Source organism: Streptomyces sp. YGL11-2 (assembly GCF_050054615.1).
Lineage (GTDB): Bacteria > Actinomycetota > Actinomycetes > Streptomycetales > Streptomycetaceae > Streptomyces.
In genome coordinates this window covers 21,259-37,628 of record NZ_JBNHIN010000015.1, presented here as the reverse complement: position 1 = coordinate 37,628, position 16,370 = coordinate 21,259, and the positions used below count along the sequence as shown (strand labels likewise).

The window sequence follows — 16,370 nt, the reverse complement described above, 5'->3', positions numbered from 1 at the left end:
TGCGCATGAAGGGCCGACCGCTCACGAACTCCCGTGCTTTCAGGACCGCCACGGACACCCGGGCTCCCAAGCCGCAGGGCACCCCGCCCTCCGACGGCGCCGACTTCCACAACGAGCTCCCCTCTGGCGCTACGAGAATCTCGCCGAGGTCTTCGGCTCCGCCAAGCACCCCGTGCACGGAGTCCCCGTGACCGCCCACGACGAACTCGCCGCCTTCCTCCAGCAGATCGGCAAGCCCCATGCCCCGATCAACCGGGGCCCGATCGTCGTACGGGTGTGCCTCTCGCGCCACGACTACCCCGAGGCGCTCACGTACCAGATCCAGGAGAACTGCCCGCCCCCGTCCGGCGCGGTCCTGAAGGAGAGGGTGACATGAGCAGCAACTACCCCCGCACGCCCACTCCCAGGGCTCCCCCCCCGGGCGACTCACGCGGACCCACCCCCACCGCATGCCGCCTCCCGACCACCCGGGGGCGGCATGCCGCTCACGGCCGCGTACCGCCGTCACCCCTACCGGCACCGTCACTGCCACTGTCACCGACACAGGACGCCGTCGAGGAAGTCCAGGGAGTCATCGGGGTCCTGCGCCACGGGCGCGGGGTCGGCGGTGACGGCGAGGGTGACCGCACGGCCGTCGTCGGTGACACCGGTGCGCGTACGGTAGCCGGGGATGTCGCCGCCGTGGCCCCACATCAGACCGCCGCACCGCAGCGGCGTGCTGATCACGCCGAGCCCGTACCGGGCCCCCGGCCACAGACCGTGGCCGGCCGGAACGGTGGAGCGCATCTGGGCGAGCTGTGCGGGACGCAGCAGCGCACCGCCGAACAGCGCCGTGAAGAAGCGGTTCAGATCGCTCGGGGTGGAGACGAGCTGTCCGGCTGCCCAGGCCCAGGACGTATCCATCTCCGTGACGTCCTCCAGCGGCCCGCCCCCCTTCACCGCGCGGTAGCCCTCGGGGTGCGCGGCGCGCAGGCGCTCTTCGCCCGCCCCGGGCAGGTAGGTGTGGCGCAGCCCGATGCGGTCGATGACCCGCCGGGTGATCTGCTCCGCCAGCGGGCGGCCGGTGACCTTCTCGACGAGCAGCCCGGCCAGGAGGTAGTTGGTGTTGCTGTACGACCAGTTGGTCCCCGGCGCGAACACCGCCTTGTGCGCCAGCGCCCGGTCGAGCAGCACCCGGGGACTGAGGTGCGCATGGCGGTACGTGGCGAAGTCACCCAGGAAGTCGGTGTAGTTCGGCAGTCCACTGGTGTGCTGGAGCAGTTGGCGCACCGTGATCCGCCGCCCGTCGATCCCCTCGCCCCGCACCAGGCCCGGCAGATACCGCTCCAAGGGCGCGTCGAGCGCCACCCTGCCCTCGCCGACCAGTTGGAGGACGACGGTGGCCGTGAACGCCTTGGTGTTGCTCGCCACCCGCACCTGCCCGTCGACCGGCACCCTCGCCCCGGTCCGTACGTCCGCCACGCCCGCGGTGTAGTTGCGGTCGCGCCCGTCCCGCCCCGTGACTGCGGCCAGCGCTGCTGGGTATCGGTCCTCGTGCACCAGCCGATGCAGCCCCTGCCGCACAGCGTCATCGGACCCATGGGCCTGCGCCACGACCGCCGGCAGGGTGCCCCCGGTGGCCAGCGCGGCTGCAGCCACCGCCGCCATCACGATCGCCCGGCGCCCCGCCGACGACGCCCCGCGCACCCGCACCGGCCGTCGGCAACGATCGGTCATGGCAACCCCCTTGTGGTGCGGCCCACCGGCCGCGGCGGCATTCCGGACCTGCCCAGGCTGCACCCTCATGGTGCTCCGCCCCATCCGGTCAGCGGGACCACGCGACGTAGGGCCGGCCCCCGGACCCGACTCCGCGTGAACGCGGGCCGGCGGCTCCCCGCGCCCCTCGATCACGCCCCTCCGCCTGCGCTCCGGCAGGTCGGACGGACCCCGTGCCTCAGCACGTGCCGCCCCCTCACAGACCGGCAGTTCACCACCGACGGCGGTGAACTGCCGAGAAAGACCAGCTGACGCCCGGACCCCCAAGGCCCGGGCTCTGCTGGATTTCGCTGAACGGCCGGCCGGATGCGCGCGCCGCGGGCCGGACGCACGCCGACCACCTCGTCACCTGTTCACAGCCCGAGATGGCCGACCGCGAGTCCTACCGTGTCAACGCCCACGTCCGCGCCGGGCGATTCCTGCCGGCGCGACGCTCCTGCACAACCGAGCGCCGCCGCCGGACAGTTACCGCTACGCTCGTTCAGTTGTTGGCGGCGCGACGGCCCCGGCGGTAGAGCAGGGTGCCACCCGCCAGCAGCCCGGCACTGGCCGCGATCGCCATGCCGGTCTGCGCCCCACCGGTCTTCGCCAGCTGGGGGCGGGCGTGAGACACGAGATGGTGGTGTTGATGGTGCCGGTGGAGCCTGGCCTCTTGAGTGACGGCCGGAGTCTCCGGCGCCGCCCGGTGGTGGACCTCCGGGCGCTCGTGGCGCAGCTGCGGCATGTGCTCCTGCTCACGGTGATGGCGCCGCCGCTCGTGGCCCTTCTTACCCTTCTCGACCTTCTCGACCTTCGATACGTTGGCGCAACGGTTGCCGAAGGCGGGGTTGAGCGCGCCGACCACATTCACGGTGTTGCCGCAGGCGTTCACCGGGATGTGCACGGGCACCTGAATCTGATTGCCGGACAGAACGCCGGGAGAACCGACAGCAGCCCCTCCAGCACCGGCGTCGGCAACGGACGTGCCCGCGCCGGCGAGCAGCAGGCCGCCCGTGGCCACCGAAGCGGCAATGACCTTTTTGATCACGTGACTCCTCCTAGACAGTGCGGTCACGTCCGCGGACCGCACAACACACAACGAGCCCGAAGGAGGAAAGCTCCGAATGCGTCATTTCGATCACTCTTTCAGCTTGATATGTATGCTCACGCGGCTGAAGAGTGACACATATTCCTATTTTACTGAGATGCGTTCCCCACGATAATCAGCCCCGTCGAATTCGACGGGGGAATCCGCCTCCACCGCCCGAATTCGATCTTGCTTTCCGCGTCTCGCGAAGCCCTCCGGCGCATCTCACCGTCATCCCGATTCGGCCTTCGCACCGCCCGGCGCGGCTTCACGCGCGCCTCTTGACGGGCACAGACTGCATCGCACCCACCCCGCCCCCTCTTCGCCCTGCACCCTACGGGCAACTCACCGGCCGGCCGCGGCAATCCCGCGCCGCGGCCAACCGAACGAGCCAACCGGTAACCGACCCGGCCTGCGACGGGCGATCACTTCCCGCCGAGCAACGGCAGTCGACCGATGTGCACGGGACCGATATCAGAGGTGGCCTTCACAGGGTTTCCGAGGATTCCAAGAACGCCCGCACCAGGACCGTCGGCGTGGGCGGGCACGGAGAGAGCCCCGGCGAGAGCAAAGGCCCCCAGAAGGGCGGCACATACACGGCGCATAAGCAGCTCCTGCTTCATTTCGTGACTTGGCGTGCTCTGGCACTCGCCACCCTCGCACCCGCCCGCCACAGGCTCCGCCGCCCACGCCACGCGGTCACCTGATCGCGCGAGCACGGAGAGCGCGCTACCGAAGCGCGACCACCCACCACCCCGAGGATGCCGACGAACATGCGGCATGCCGCCATGAGGCCGCTGTGCGGCACCGTCAAAAAAGAGTCGGCACATACGGCCGACCAGGTGGGTTGCCACACGACGACGGCGGCCGACAGGGCCTGAAGGGGCTTCAAAACCCCGCCTGACCTGCACAGATCACAAAACCTCAATCATACAATCCGGCGCGTCGTTAAGCGACTTCACGGACATTTAGCACTATCCTCACTACAAGTACGAACTCGGTACTTCAGCGACACCATCCGCTCAATCCACCGGAGAAGAAATGCGCAAGCTTCACAAGGCCGCTCTCGTGGCCGTCGCCCTCGGCAGCGTCAGCATCCTCGGTACCGGCACCGCCTTTGCCGGTGGCCAGGGAGGCGGCGGATCCCACTTCGACATCAAGCAGAGCGCCCAGTGCAGGTCACACGACACCAACGTCGATGTCCTCGGTGAGGTCGGCATCGCGAACGGCTTGGCCGGCAACCTGCTCGGCGGTGAAGGCGCACCGGGCGCGCAGTCCACCCACATGGGCTCGACCATGGGTTGCGACAACGAAGCATTCGGCAAGTAACGGAAAACGAGTCCGGCGCCCGAGCCTCCGGCCGGGCGCCGGACTCATGCCTGCCCTCCCCCAACGCCCGACCGATCCCCGGGGATTGGGCAACTCCGAACCGGGCTTCCTGCGAAGTGGACCGTCCGCACGCCGAGTCGGCCCCGACCCGTCGGCCGCACGGAACAGGATCAGCCCTCGCGCACAGAAGTAGCCACCGACTCCGGGGCGACGGCCGCGCCTTGCGCCCTCGCCCCGGAGTCTTGTGTGCGGGCGGCACCCCGCCGGCGGCCGGCGCACGGAACGCCGGGACATCGCCTGCGCGCGGGCCTCACCCTCTCCGCGGCACGGCAAGGCCGGGCACAGGATCAACCTGGCCCGGCTATCGATCGCGTGAGGTCAGAACTCGGCGCGCAGCCGCTTCAACTCCTTGGGGGCGGGGAGCCTGTTCGAGCAGTTCAGGTGCGGACCGATCTCCGTGTCACCCCGGCTCAGCAGGCCGCTCTCGGGCCAGATCAGTCGCTGCCGCGAGGCCGACGAGCACCTCTGCGTCTGCCTGACGACGATGTCCCTGCCGTCCTTGGCGATGAAGGCACCCCCGCTCCTGTGGACGCAGCTCCCGTGGCCCGCGGCGACGCGGTTGCAGTCATCCGCTCCTGACGCGTACGCCTGGGGGGCGACGACAGAGGCCGCGGCGACGCCGCCGAGGAGTGCCGCGATGGCTGCGATCTGATTCCGAGTGAACATCTGCTGCGTTCCTTTGCGATCGATGCCCGGGCGCGAAGTACCGTGTGCCGGTTCGCGCCCGAGCCTGAGGAATACCGGAAGGGGGTTCTGGTGCCCGACCTGCCGGCCGGACACCAGAACCCCTTCCGGTTACTTGCGGAGGGCGACGTTGTCGCAGCCCATGCGCGAACCCTGGTGGGTGTTCTGCGCACCGGCGGCACCCTCGCCGTTGAGCGCGTTGCCCAGCAGGCCGTTGAGTACGCCGACCTGGCCGAGGACGTCGACGTTCAGGTCGTGCGACCGGCACATGGTGTGCTGGTTGACGTTGATGTCTTCACGGCGGCCCTCGGACTTCTCAGCCGGCCCCTGCTGCATCGGCTGCGGGGCGACCTGCGGAGCCGGAGCCTGCGGCATCGGCTGCGGGGCCGGAGCCTGTTGCATCGGCTGCGGGGCGACCTGCGGAGCGGGGGCCGGCTGCGGAGCGGCCTGCGGAGCCGGGGCCGGCTGCGGGGCAACCTGCGGAGCGGTCTGCTCACCGCCGTACCCGCCGCCGCCACGCGAAGTGGCTCCCGCGGCGGACGACGAAACGGCCCAGGCGTTGGCCTCCGGCCCGCCGTCAGCAAGGCTGACTCCGGCACCTACGGTGGACAGGCAGCCGACCGCTGCGACGACGATGGCGACTCGTTGAAGTGTGCGCATGGAACCCTTGATCCTTGGTTGCGTGTGGATGGAGATGACATGCCTTGACTACTTAGTGTGAGTATATGCACACCGAGTGTAATCAATCGCGCATTTCCCCCCGCTACACACTTCGTGTCGGGCCCGCAACAGGAGCACTCCTCCCTTAGGCCCGCGGCCGGCGCTCGCCACCACACATTCCGGCGCCCCGAAAAACGAACGACAAACCCCATCACCTCTCCTGCGAATTCCATCCGAAAGCCGCCCAACGAGGCAGGCACAGCAGGCCACTTGGCGTCGGCAAAATTCACCGAAGGTGCGCATCGCGAACCTTCGGCCCAGAAGAAGGGCGACGCCACCGCAACCCCTTCCCCTACTCCCTCCGGGGGAGAAACGACACGCCCCCCCGACAGGGTCACGGAGGTCGCTCCACAGTCACCCATTTGCCTCTGACGTCAACACGGAGCTCGCGCACACCCCTCTTCACGCACCCCCACCACTGCGTCAGCCGCACTCACCGAATTCCCCGCGAAGACAGCGATTTTCGACCGCGCACCCTTCCCTCATCACCCACGAAAAGAAAGCCCGCCGACACCGAATACGCCGCCGCTGCCGACCCGTTGCCGCATAGTGTGCAGAAACTCTCCGCCAAGGCTCGACACAAGACGCACAACGAAGTGGAACGCCTAGTTTGACTACTGCTAGTGTTCGCGCGGTCACAACCAGCAACTAGGTCTCCTTGTATAGGGACCGAAGGGTCGAGGGTTCCATGCGCAAGCTTCAGCAGGTCATGCTCGTCGCCGCCGCGGCCGGCAGTCTGTCGGCCATCGGTGCCGGCGCCGGCACCGCCTATGCCCACGATGGCGCCAAGGCGCGGGCGAACGACGTCTTCCGCCCCTACCAGGAGTGCAGCCCGCAGACTTTCGCCGCGGCGAACTTCCCGTTCGGCGTGCTCGCGGTGCCCGAGACGGAGGGGTTCGCCTGCGGCCAGTTCAACCACGCCTTCGCCAAGAAGAGGTAGGCAGGTCGCCGGGGCAGCCGCACCCGACACCGACCGCGGGCCCTTCGGGAATGTTCCCCGAAGGGCCCGTTCGCTTGCGCCCGACCGATCGAGTCGTATGCGGTACGACCGAACGGGTGGTTCACCACGGAGCTCCTGAGCCCGCCCCGGCCCGTTGAGCCCGCTGCCCGCGCGGAACATGGGACCGTTCCGGGGCCGATGCCGGTTCCCAACGCTCATAACATCCGGCGCGTCGCTCAGCAACTGCGGATCTTTCGTATTAACTTTCCGCAACTGTACGAAGTCGATCGCTCACAGATCGCTCCGCTCAATCTATGGAGAAGAAATGCGCAAGCTTCACAGAGTTGCTGTCGTCGCCGTTGCCCTCGGCAGCGTCGGCTTCTTCGGCGCCGGTACCTCGTACGCCTACGGCGGGCAGGGCGGCGAGAACCACGTCAGCGTCGGTCAGGGTTCCCAGTGCCGGTCGCACGACCTGAACGTCGATGTCCTCGGCGAGGTCGGGATCCTCAACGGCCTGCTGGGCAACGCGATCAACGGCGAGGGCAACGCCGGCTCGCAGGCCACCCCGATCGGGTCGAGGGTGGGCTGCGACAACAGCGCCCTCAACAAGTAGCCGGAACGGTTCTGGTGTCCGGTGCACACGCCCGGACACCAGAACCCGCCGGCATTCTCCAGGCTCGGGCGCGGACCGGCACTCGCCACTGCACACCCGGGCACCAATCACAAAGGAACGCAGTACATGTTCAGTCGGAAGAAGATCGCAGCCATCACGGCACTCCTGGGCGGCCTCGCCGCGACCTGCGCCGTCGTCACCCCGGCGCACGCCGCGGACACCACGGGGCTGTGCCGCCGCGACGTCCAGGGCAACGTCACCTGCCTCCAGAGAAGCAACGGCCCGACTCAGGACGGGAGCTACACCCTCAACCAGACGCAGAGCTGTAATCCGACGAAGCCCGTGTCAATCCCCGCGCAGGGCGTACTCAACCCGGGCAGCACAACGGTCGGACCCGCGGTGACCTGCTCCAACGTGGCACCGGCACCCGGCGAACAGGCATCTGCGCCCGGCGACCAGCTCCCCGCGATGGACTGAGGCCCACTGGCGAGCCAACACCGCCTGCTTCTCCCGTTCCGGTTGAACATGGGTGAAGGCTGATAGCACCTCCTCAAAGAGTGGATGGCCGGACCGAGTTGATCTCGGTCCGGCCATCCACCGTTCGCTTCCCTCACCAATACAGGATTCCGGAGACCCGCCGGCACCGGCGCCGGCGGGTCTCCGGAATCCTGTACTGGTGAGGGAAGCGAACGGCGGATGGCCGGACCGAGTTGATTTCGGTCCGGCCATCCACCGTTCGCTTCCCTCACCAGTACAGGATTCCGGAGACCCGCCGGCGCCGGCGCCGACCGCTTCCGGATCGGCCGCCCCGGCACGTCCACTGCCCGCCACTTCCCCGCCGACTGCCACCGCGTCCCAGCGCCCAGACCTCCTGACACCACGTCACTCCGGCCCGCCAACTTCCCTGCGCAGCAGCCGCATCCATCGCGACAGCGGTATCGGTACGACCGGCAAGACGTTCTCCACCCTGCATACACGACACCGAAAGGGGTCCTGGCGCCGGGCTCGTGGCTCGGCTCCGGGACCCCGGTCGATCGGCTTCTGCGCGATGGTCCGCCGCTCAGAACGCCGCGTTGTCGCAGCGGAAGTTCGAGCCCAGGTGGGTGGGCTGCGCACCCGGCGAACCCTCGCCGTTGAGGGCGTTGCCCAGTGTGCCGTTGAGCGCCCCGACCGCCCCGAGCACATCGACGTTCATGTCGTGCGACCGGCACTCGGTGCCCTGCCTGACGTCGACGTCATGGCCAGGCTCGCCATGGGCGTAGGCGGTGCCTCCGCCGATTGCGCCGACGCTGCCGAGGGCCGCAGCCACGACGACAGCCTTGTGGAACTTGCGCATTTCTTCTCCGGTGATTGAGCGGATGAGATGTGGAGTTGGTCGGCTTGTTGCCGTTACGGAAGCCGAATGAGCCGTACCGCACGGCGCGGCATCGGCAGACCGGAACGGGCGGGAAACCTCCCGCGCGCCGAGCGCAGGAGGCACCCGGGAATCGGGCGCGGCAGGCGGGCCGATGGGGAAGGACGGTGCCGCGCAACGCCCGTGGCATGCACCTCTGTACGGGGGCGAACTGGTTCTGGCGGTGCGGACGGATCTGCGGGTGCCGCCGGTCATGGCGAACCCGATGCGGCGTCAGGCGTCGGCCCCTCCAGGGGCCGACGGCACTCACCCTTGTCCCGTCGTCACTGCCGGGACGGCCCAACGGCGGTGCTCCGAACCGCCGTTGAACGATCAGGCCATGCGAGGCAGGTCGAGGTTGCCCACCGGAGGCGCCGCGAGCCGCCCGAGCCCGAGCGGGTTGACCTGCGGAACGTCCGGGGAGACCAGCGGGTTGACCAGTGGGTTGACCTGCGGGTTGAACTGCGGGTTGACCTGCGGGCCTACCTGGGGAGCGGGCTGCGGGGAGAAGACCTGCGGCACGGCGACCTGCGGCGCGACCTGGGGGGTGACCGTCGGGGCCGCCTGGGGAGCGACCTGCGGAGCGGACTGCGGAGCCGGTGCGGGGGCAGCCGCCTGCGGAGCGGCCTGCGGGCCCGAAGGTGACCCGACGGAAGCGCGCGCGGCGCCGCCCGAACCGGCCCATGCGCTGGCGTGGGGGCCTTCCTCATGCTGGGGCTCGTACTGCGGCTGCGGGGCGGGAGCCGGAGGGGCCGGCTGCGGAGCCGGCTGCGGTACGTACTGCGGCTGCGGCTGGGGAGCGTACTGCGGCTGCGGAGGAGGAGCCGCCTGCTGCGGAGCCGGCTGCGGTACGTACTGCGGCTGCGGGGCGGGAGCCGGAGGGGCCGGCTGGGGAGCGTACTGCGGCTGCGGAGGAGGAGCCGCCTGCTGCGGGGCCGGCTGCGGTACGTACTGCGGCTGCGGGGCAGGAGCCTGGGGAGCCGGCTGGGGAGCCGGCTGCTGAGCGTACTGCTGCGGCGCAGGAGCCGGGGCGTACTGCTGCGGCGCAGGGCCCGTCGCCTGCGGAGTGGTGGGCGCGGCGGCACCGTTGTACCCGGCTGGAGCATCGGCGAAGCTCACGCCGGCGCCGATGGCGGACAGACCGCCGGCCGCTGCGACGACGAGAGCGGCCTTGTGAAGCTTGCGCATGGAACCTTCGGCCCTTCATTACCTGTATGGAAAACTGATTACTTATCGCTGTCTTGAGTGCGCGAACAGAGGTAGTACCGGGCTTCACACCCTGCGCACCCCACGCAAAACCACGACGGAAGCCCCCCGCAGGGCCGCGACAACACCCACCGCAAAGCTCTCCGACGTTTCTCGAAGTTGACGACGCCCCCCTCCTCCGATTCACGTCGGACAACAAGCCGACATCATCACCGCAGACCACCCGACGCCAGGAAGGGAACAACCCCGGCGGCCGGCCCGCAGGCCCATTCACTGTCCTCTCCCAGCGAGGAACGGCAATTCGCCCGACCCGGTCACGGGAACCCATGAACGGTCACCCATTTGCCGAGCAGCATGAATCATTTGGAGTGCCGGCAGCAGACATCGCAAGGGCGCGGCGAACGGTGCACGCGGACCACACCCCCCAACCCCGCTACATTTATTGAGCGTTGCCGTCATCAGCCGGTTGAATGGCCGGCATCCGGACATCTGATCCGCTTGGCGGGCGTGTCAAGGAACCCGAGCCACCGGTGAGCTGGATCGATTCAAGTACCTCTCCACATAGCGAAGTTGTCTACGCAACGGCGGACACTCCACATCTGGGGGCGCACCACGTGTGAAGATCGGGCGAACTCACAGGTGAACAACGGGCACTGGTTCGACATCGCCGTGCCGCGGCACCTCACCCGTACTGGCTACGCGATCGTGCGGGCATCACACGACGGGACGTCAAAAAGGGGTCCCGGCACCGGCCTTGCGGCTCGGCGTCGGGACCCCTTTGGGTGACCTGCGTGACTGATCGCTCAGAATGCGCTGTTGTCGCAGCCCATGGTCGAGCCCATGTGGGTGGACTGAGCGCCCGGGGAACCCTCACCGTTGAGCAAGTTGCCCGCCAGTCCGTTGAGAATCCCGACCTCGCCGAGGACATCGACGTTCAGGTCGTGCGACCGGCACTGGGAGCCCTGTTTGATGTTGAACTCGCCGGCGCCCGGCCCACCACCGCGGGCATTGGCGGTGCCGGCGCCGAGGAAGCCGACGCTACCGATGGCGGCGGCCACGACGGCAGCCTTGTAAAGCTTGCGCATTTCTTCTCCGGAAGGTTGAGCCGATGTGATGTGCGATACGCCGATGCGTCTCTGATGTACCGACTTCGTACTATCGGAGAGGCTAATACGAAATATCCAATGATTTTGAGCGACGCGCCGGATCGCGAGATCGAGACGTGGGAAGTTGCCCCGGAAGCCAAGTAGTTCACGCATAAACCGGCGCGAACGGACACGGTCCCCTGCGGTGGGCCGCCGCCCTCAACTCGTAGCGCAGGAGTTGCTGGCTCACGACGCACGAACGGGCCCTTCGAGGAATCTCCTCGAAGGGCCCGCAGCGAGCGTGGCGAACGACCCGAGTCGCGCTACTTTGCCGTGGCGAAGGCGTTGGCCTGGGTGTTGTCCTGGGTGCAGCTGAAGCCCCGGGTTTCCGGGGTGGCCAGCAGGCCGATGGGGACGTTGGCGTCGAGCAGCGTCTGCGGGCTGCACTCCTGGAACGGACGGAAGAGGTTGTTCTGTTCCCGCGGAGCGGAGTGCGGCAGTGCCTGCGAGACCTGCGGGGAGAGCTGCGGGTTGAACTGCGGGTTGAGCTGCGGGTTGACCTGCGGGCCGGGCTGCGGCGGAACGACAGATTGCGGGGCGGCGGCCTGGGGGGCGGCCTGCTGCGGACCGCCGTGCGAGCCGTAGGCGTGCGACGTGGCTCCGGCGGCCGTCCAGGAGGCGGCCTGGGGGCCTTCGTTCTGCGGAGCAGTGGGCGGGATGGCGCCGTTGTAACCGACAGGAGCGTCGGCGGAACTCACGCCGGCGCCGACGGTGGACAGACCGCCGGCCGCTGCGACGACGAGCGCGATCTGCTGAAGCTTGCGCATGGAACCTTCGGCCCTTCATTGCCTGTATGGAAAACTGATTATTTATCGCTGTCTTGAGTGCGCGAACAGAGGTAATCCTGGGCTTGAGACCCTGCGCACCCCATGCACATTCACGGCGGAAGCCTCCCGCAGATCCGCGACAACACCCGTGGCACAGCTTTCCAACGCCCTTCGAAGCCGGCGGCGCACCCCATCGTCCCTCCTCCGATTCGCGCGGGAAAACATGCCCGTATCGTCACCGCAAGACCGGCCGAAGCCAGGAACGACGACGGTCCCGGCCGGCGGCCCGCAGGCCCATCACTGTTCTCTCCCAGCGAGGAACGGCAATTCCCCTGACCCGGTCACGGGAACCCATGAACGGTCACCCATTTGCCCACGAGCATGAATCATTTGGAGTGCCGGCGGCCGTATCCCCTCAGACGGACGTGATCTCAGCCTGGGTTCCGGGGAGTTGCCGGTGGCTGCTACGGAGCACGCACCGGCAGACGTCCGTGCGGGCGGCGGCCACGACGGGGCCGCCCGTCGCGGCTTCGACGCCCCCGGGGAATCCCTCTGCGGTCCGGCACGGCGCGGCCCGGTCGACGACCGAGGGCTTCGTGATGGGGATGACGCGACCTGGCGTCAACTCCGGTGGGGAAAGGGGGCTTTCTGCAGTAGGAGTGCTGGAACACTCGGTGATTGCTCGCCCGGGGAAGCGGCGTCCACGTGCGGGGAACAGATGACGGCCAGCGTGGAAGGGCTGACAACACGCTGACCGCCGATGTTCTCCCAGTGGAAAGAACGTCGCCATGCTAAGCCACCGGCATCCCCTCCCCGCGACGGCGGCTCCGCCCAACTCGCTGCGGATTTCGGCGTCGACGCCCGGAGGACGGGCCTGTCCGTAGCGGTCGGGAACCTTCCGCGCCGCGAGCCGTTGTGGTCAACCGCCCTGAATCCCCAACCCGAGTGAAGGCATCCGCCAGCGGCTCGCGCGGTCGCCCGTGCGTGGACCGTGGTCAGTTCCGAGTGCTCGGCACGGTGCCTCGGGTCGCCCGGAGCGTGGAGGAGTCCCTCCGGTCGTAGGTCGTGCGCGGCGGCGCCGAGGGGCGCCTGCCGCCGCCCCGTGAGCGGCGGCCCGGCCTGGGTCTCGAACAGGTGGACGCCGGCCCCGTGGCGGTTCGCCCGCCGCGGGGATGCGACGTGGGGCGGGGGTGCCGTTCGTCCGACGCAGCTGACGGGTGCGCAGTGCCTCCGGGACGGTTACGACGGTCGGATGACCTCACGTCAGCAGACGGGGATCGCCCATTGGGGGGCAATGGCCGGGCGCCACAGGCCGTGACCGCAGTGGATGTGACCTGCGGCGATCTGACGCGCGGAAGGGCGAAATGGGTGCGCGGCGGCAGCGGGCACGGCCGGGCCCGCGCCCTCGGATGGCGGTACCGATGAGCGATATGGAGATTATCTGATTAACCTCCTATATCAGCGCGAAGTGGATCTTTTGATACCTAGCTCTGAACGACCCAAGGAGGAGAAAATGCGCAAGCTTCACAAGGCTGCTGCTGTGGCCGCCGTCATCGGCAGCGTCGGATTCTTCGGCGCCGGTACGGCGTCCGCGCAGCCCGCAGGGGGCCACGGCGGCGGGTGTCACAACCACGAGATCAACGTCGACATCCTCGGCGAGGTCGGGATTCTCAACGGCCTGCTGGGCAACGCGATCAACGGCGAGGGCAACGCCGGCGGGCAGGTCACCGGCATGGGCAACTGCGGCATGTGACGATCGCGCAGTCGCGTCACCCTTGTGACCGAAACGGGTCTCGGTAGCCGGGCCGCAAACCCGGCGCCGGGCCCGTTTCGGCGTTCGTGGTCCCGACCCCTCGACGGGCAGGATCGGGACAGGCCCGGTCCGTGTCCCCGGCCCGGCTGACACAGGGACGACAAGAGCGACCTGCCCACGCGCTAGTGTGCGCGCGTGAGTCTTCATGTCGTCATAGGGTTCGGGCCCGCCGGGGCGGCCACTGCCCGGCTGCTGGCCGAAGAGGGTCATGCGGTGCGGGTGGTCACCACGTCGGGGCGGGGCCCGGAGCCGGGAATCGAGCATGTGGCGTTGGACGCGACGGACAGTGCGCGGCTGATCGAGGTCGCGCAGGGCGCCACCGCCATCTACAGCTGTGCCGCACCGCCGTACCATCGCTGGGCGAGTGACTGGCCGCCCCTGGCCTCGTCGGTCTGTGCGGCGGCCGAGGCGACCGGGGCCACCCTGGTGATGCTGGGCAACCTCTACGGCTACGGGCCGGTGGACGGTCTCCTGACCGAGGAGTTGCCGCTCGCGGCGACCGGCCCCAAGGGCCGGGTGCGCGCCGCCGTTTGGGAGCAGGCGCGGCAGCTGCACGAGCAGGGCCGTATCACGGCGGTCGAGGTGCGGGCCTCGGACTTCTTCGGACCCGGTGTCACCGACGGCGGGCACCTGGCCGGGCGGGTCGTGCCGCGGTTGCTGCACGGGAAGCCGGTCTCCGCGCTCGGGGATCCGGACGCCCCGCACAGCTGGAGCTATCTCCCCGATGTGGCCAGGGCCCTGGTCGAGGTCGCGGGTGCGGAACGGGCCTGGGGACGGGCCTGGCACGTTCCGACGGAGCCGGCGCTGTCCACCCGGGAGATGGTCGGCCTCCTCGCGGCCCAGGCGGAAACGGGGCCGGTCGCGGTGCGCCGGCTGTCACCGGTCGTGCTGGGGATCGCAGCGGTCTTCTCCCCGCTGTTGCGCGAACTGAGGGAGATCCGCTACCAGTTCGACCGTCCGTTTGTCGCTGACTCGCGCGCGTACGAAGCCGCGTTCGCCGTGCGGGCCACCCCCGTCGAGGAACAGGTCAAGGCGACGGTGGAGTGGTGGCGGGGGCGTCTGGCCGACGCCGGGTGACGTCCGGGTGAGCCGGGGCTCCCGGGTAGGGGCGAGGGCGATGGGGGCACGGCGGCGGTTGCCGTCGTAGGACGTGGCGGGTGGTCATGGCTCGGCGGGCGGTGTGATCGCGGGCTCCGCGTTGTTCGCGGAGGCTTGCGCGGGGCGCAGCTCGCGGAGGATGCGGGTCGGGTCCGCCGGGGCGGCGGCGAGGCGAACCGGCGTACCCGCGTCGTCGAGTTCGGCGATGTGCCGGCTGCGGGAGACGGTGTCGCTGCCGCGGGCACCGGCGATGCGCACCACGGCGGGGGTGCCCCGACCGCCCCGAGCCCGGCACTCCGCCGTCAACGCGACGACGGGTGCCGGGTGACGGCTACGGGGTGGGCGCGGTCCGCTGGTCGCGGCGGCGCTTGAGGTGGGCCGCGCCGGCCAGCGCCGCCACCACGACGGCGGTGCCGGCGAGCTGTTGGAGGCCGTCCGAGGTGGCGGCCATGACGGCGAAGACACCGAGGATCGCGGCCAGTGCCAGCCAGGTGAGATAGGGGAAGCCCCACATCCGCACCGAGAGCAGTTCCGGTGCCTCGCGCTCCAGGCGGCGGCGCATCCTCAGCTGGGTGAGGCAGACGATGGACCAGACGACCAGCACCGAGCAGCCGGCGATGTTCAGCAGCCAGGTGAACACGGTGGTCGGCCAGATGATCCCGGCGATCACGGCCGCGAAGCCGAACACGCAGGATGCCAGCACCGCCGCTGCCGGGATGCCCCTGGTGACCTTGCCCAGGAAGCGCGGGCCCAGCCCCCGGCTGACGAGGGAGTACGCCATGCGGGACGAGCCGTAGATGTTGGCGTTCATCGCCGAGAGCAGTGCCACCAGCACGACGACCTGCATGATCGTGCCGGCGGCCGGGATGCCGAGCCGGTCGAGCACGGTGACGTACGGGCCGTCGGTGGCGACCTTCGGGTCGTTCCACGGCACCAGGGTGACGACCACGGCCATGGAGCCGATGTAGAAGACGGCGATGCGCCAGACCGCGGTACGCACGGCACGGGCCACGTTGCGGCTCGGCTGGTCGGACTCCGCCGCCGCGATGGTGACGGTCTCCAGCCCGGCGAACCCGGAGATGGTGGTCAGCAGCCCGGCGGCGAGTCCGGCGGCGCCGGTCGGGAAGAAGCCGCCGTGGCCGGTGAGGTGGTGGGTGCCGGGTGCCTTCCCGAACACTCCCAGGATGCCGAGCACGCCCAGCACCAGGAAGGCGACGATCACGGTGACCTTGATGGCGGCGAACCAGAACTCGAACTCGCCGAAGTTCTTGACCGCGGTCAGGTTGCTGGCGCAGAAGAACACCATGAAGACCGCCACCCAGCCGTAGGCGGGGAGGAACGGCGCCCAGGTGTGCATGATGCCGCCCGCCGCGGTGGCCTCGGCGGCCACGCCGGCGCAGAGCATCAGCCAGTACATCCAGCCCGAGACGGTCCCCGCCCAGAGGCCGAGTTCCTGCTCGGAGTGCACCGAGAACGAGCCGGTGGAGGGCCGGGCCGCGGACATCTCGCCGAGCATCCGCATGATCAGCATGACCAGCGCGCCGGTCCCCGCGAAGAGGAGGACGATGGCCGGCCCCGCCGCGGCGATGCCGACGCCGGAGCCCACGAAGAGGCCGGCGCCGATGACCCCGCCGAGCGCGATCATCGACAGATGCCGCTGCTTGAGGCCGTGCGACAGGGCGGGCGCAGAGTCCTGCACGGCCTGCGGGGAGCCCTGGGGTGACCGGGTGATACTCCGAGTCATGGTCGTGCCTGTCCATTGCTTGAGACGATCGATGAGC

Annotated in this window: 16 protein-coding genes and 2 pseudogenes; 7 read left to right on the top strand and 11 right to left on the bottom strand. The window is 69.3% G+C overall.

Annotated elements, in window-relative coordinates; genetic code table 11:
- Positions 1 to 187: 187 nt before the first annotated feature.
- The gene (locus ACO1BR_RS18735; RefSeq protein ID WP_426796209.1) at positions 188 to 376 is read left to right on the top strand and encodes a hypothetical protein; all 189 of its coding nucleotides are present in this window, start codon (positions 188 to 190) and stop codon (positions 374 to 376) included.
- A 158-nt stretch (positions 377 to 534) separates the two neighbouring features.
- On the opposite strand, the gene ACO1BR_RS18730 is transcribed toward ACO1BR_RS18735, so the two are convergent.
- The 3 genes and pseudogenes from ACO1BR_RS18730 to ACO1BR_RS18720 form a co-directional block, all read right to left on the bottom strand.
- Positions 535 to 1,716, bottom strand: coding sequence for a serine hydrolase domain-containing protein (locus ACO1BR_RS18730; RefSeq protein ID WP_426796208.1), 1,182 nt, complete (start codon positions 1,714 to 1,716; stop codon positions 535 to 537).
- Between the two features lie 520 nt (positions 1,717 to 2,236).
- Positions 2,237 to 2,338, bottom strand: a pseudogene (locus tag ACO1BR_RS18725) (LPXTG cell wall anchor domain-containing protein); the annotation flags it as partial.
- 216 nt (positions 2,339 to 2,554) lie between these two features.
- Positions 2,555 to 2,782 (bottom strand): annotated as a pseudogene (locus tag ACO1BR_RS18720) (chaplin); the annotation flags it as partial.
- A 1,080-nt stretch (positions 2,783 to 3,862) separates the two neighbouring features.
- Between ACO1BR_RS18720 and ACO1BR_RS18715 the strand changes: the two are divergent.
- Entirely contained in the window at positions 3,863 to 4,150 is a 288-nt protein-coding gene (locus tag ACO1BR_RS18715) for a hypothetical protein (RefSeq protein ID WP_426796207.1), read from the top strand.
- 378 nt (positions 4,151 to 4,528) lie between these two features.
- Here the strand turns inward: ACO1BR_RS18715 and ACO1BR_RS18710 are convergent, their stop codons facing one another.
- Positions 4,529 to 4,876: a hypothetical protein gene (locus ACO1BR_RS18710; RefSeq protein WP_426796206.1), complete on the bottom strand. Its 348-nt coding sequence runs from the start codon at positions 4,874 to 4,876 to the stop codon at positions 4,529 to 4,531.
- A 129-nt stretch (positions 4,877 to 5,005) separates the two neighbouring features.
- Positions 5,006 to 5,554 (bottom strand): hypothetical protein, encoded by a 549-nt coding sequence (locus tag ACO1BR_RS18705; protein WP_426796335.1) that lies wholly within the window; start codon positions 5,552 to 5,554, stop codon positions 5,006 to 5,008.
- A 748-nt stretch (positions 5,555 to 6,302) separates the two neighbouring features.
- Between ACO1BR_RS18705 and ACO1BR_RS18700 the strand changes: the two genes are divergently transcribed.
- From ACO1BR_RS18700 to ACO1BR_RS18690, 3 genes are all read left to right on the top strand, one after another.
- Positions 6,303 to 6,554 carry a hypothetical protein gene (locus ACO1BR_RS18700; protein ID WP_426796205.1) on the top strand — a complete coding sequence of 84 codons (252 nt, stop codon included), beginning with the start codon at positions 6,303 to 6,305 and terminating at the stop codon, positions 6,552 to 6,554.
- 325 nt (positions 6,555 to 6,879) lie between these two features.
- Entirely contained in the window at positions 6,880 to 7,167 is a 288-nt protein-coding gene (locus ACO1BR_RS18695; RefSeq protein WP_426796204.1) for a hypothetical protein, read from the top strand.
- A gap of 126 nt (positions 7,168 to 7,293) precedes the next feature.
- Positions 7,294 to 7,644 (top strand): hypothetical protein, encoded by a 351-nt coding sequence (locus ACO1BR_RS18690; protein WP_426796203.1) that lies wholly within the window; start codon positions 7,294 to 7,296, stop codon positions 7,642 to 7,644.
- A 583-nt stretch (positions 7,645 to 8,227) separates the two neighbouring features.
- Here ACO1BR_RS18690 and ACO1BR_RS18685 read toward each other — a convergent pair.
- The 4 genes from ACO1BR_RS18685 to ACO1BR_RS18670 all read right to left on the bottom strand — a co-directional run bounded on the left by ACO1BR_RS18685 (position 8,228) and on the right by ACO1BR_RS18670 (position 11,678).
- Entirely contained in the window at positions 8,228 to 8,503 is a 276-nt protein-coding gene (locus ACO1BR_RS18685; RefSeq protein WP_159507147.1) for a hypothetical protein, read from the bottom strand.
- Between the two features lie 390 nt (positions 8,504 to 8,893).
- Positions 8,894 to 9,748 carry a hypothetical protein gene (locus ACO1BR_RS18680; RefSeq protein WP_426796202.1) on the bottom strand — a complete coding sequence of 285 codons (855 nt, stop codon included), beginning with the start codon at positions 9,746 to 9,748 and terminating at the stop codon, positions 8,894 to 8,896.
- Between the two features lie 821 nt (positions 9,749 to 10,569).
- Entirely contained in the window at positions 10,570 to 10,851 is a 282-nt protein-coding gene (locus tag ACO1BR_RS18675; protein WP_159507149.1) for a hypothetical protein, read from the bottom strand.
- A gap of 323 nt (positions 10,852 to 11,174) precedes the next feature.
- Entirely contained in the window at positions 11,175 to 11,678 is a 504-nt protein-coding gene (locus tag ACO1BR_RS18670) for a hypothetical protein (RefSeq protein WP_426796201.1), read from the bottom strand.
- Between the two features lie 1,513 nt (positions 11,679 to 13,191).
- On the opposite strand from ACO1BR_RS18670, the gene ACO1BR_RS18665 reads away from it, so the two are divergent.
- Positions 13,192 to 13,431, top strand: coding sequence for a hypothetical protein (locus ACO1BR_RS18665; RefSeq protein WP_159507151.1), 240 nt, complete (start codon positions 13,192 to 13,194; stop codon positions 13,429 to 13,431).
- Positions 13,432 to 13,626: 195 nt separating this feature from the next.
- A complete protein-coding gene (locus tag ACO1BR_RS18660) occupies positions 13,627 to 14,568 on the top strand; it encodes an NAD-dependent epimerase/dehydratase family protein (protein WP_426796200.1) in 942 nt (313 codons plus the stop codon).
- An 84-nt stretch (positions 14,569 to 14,652) separates the two neighbouring features.
- Here the strand turns inward: ACO1BR_RS18660 and ACO1BR_RS18655 are convergent, their stop codons facing one another.
- Both ACO1BR_RS18655 and ACO1BR_RS18650 read right to left on the bottom strand, forming a co-directional pair.
- Complete coding sequence (locus tag ACO1BR_RS18655) at positions 14,653 to 14,847, bottom strand: hypothetical protein (RefSeq protein WP_426796199.1); 195 nt, start codon at positions 14,845 to 14,847, stop codon at positions 14,653 to 14,655.
- Between the two features lie 73 nt (positions 14,848 to 14,920).
- Positions 14,921 to 16,333, bottom strand: a complete 1,413-nt coding sequence (locus ACO1BR_RS18650) for an amino acid permease (RefSeq protein WP_426796198.1) — start codon at positions 16,331 to 16,333, stop codon at positions 14,921 to 14,923.
- Positions 16,334 to 16,370 lie beyond the last annotated feature (37 nt).